At 58.1% G+C, this 738-nt stretch carries 1 protein-coding gene; it reads left to right on the top strand.

The genetic code is table 11. From position 1 onward, the window contains the following. The coding region (gene istA / locus DQW77_RS17945) for an IS21 family transposase (RefSeq protein ID WP_181711343.1) at nt 1-738 on the top strand (738 nt) is incomplete at both ends.

The raw sequence follows: 738 nt of genomic DNA, 5'->3' as shown, positions 1-738 counted from the left end.
GTTAACATCCGTGCGCTTTGGCACGGAGGAAGAGCAGGTGTTACTGATGGAAACGTCAATGAAGATCCGAGGCTGGATCTTGGGGGATGGGCGCAGCATCCATTCCGTGGCGCGCGAGACGGGGATTTCGCGGACGACGATCAAGAAGTATCTGAGGGACCCGGAGCAACCACGATATCGCAGACGGCAACCGCGCGTCGGGTCCAAACTGAACGCGCAGTTCGAGGCGCGCCTGCGGGAACTTTTCGAGCACGATCTGTCCCTTCGGCGGCGTGATCGGCGCACAGCGAAGAAGCTCTATGAAGGGCTCGTCGCGCAGGGCTACACGGGGTCCTATTCGCCAGTTCAGCGTTTTGTCAGTGAGCTCAAGAAGTCATCGGGAACCGACGGAACTGATGCGTTCATCCCGCTCTATTTCGCGCCTGGCGATGCGCTTCAGTTCGACTGGAGCGAAGAATATGTCCTGTTAGGCGGTATCCAACACAAGGTTCACGTCGCCCATTTCCGCCTGTGCCATAGCCGCAAGCCTTTCGTCGTGGCCTATATGAACGAGAAGCAGGAGATGGTGCTCGATGCTTTTGTGCGGGCGCTGACGTTCTTCGGCGGCGTCCCGCGCCGGGTGATCATCGACAACCCCAAAACCATGGTGACCTATGTCTCGCGATCGAAGGACCGGATCTTTCACCCACGCTTTCTGGCCTTGATGAACCACTATGTCATCGAACCTGTCGCCTGCAC

Source organism: Roseovarius sp. TE539 (assembly GCF_003298505.1).
GTDB lineage: Bacteria > Pseudomonadota > Alphaproteobacteria > Rhodobacterales > Rhodobacteraceae > Roseovarius.
Note: the sequence above shows the minus strand (reverse complement) of the source record. Positions and strands in the feature narration are given on the sequence as shown.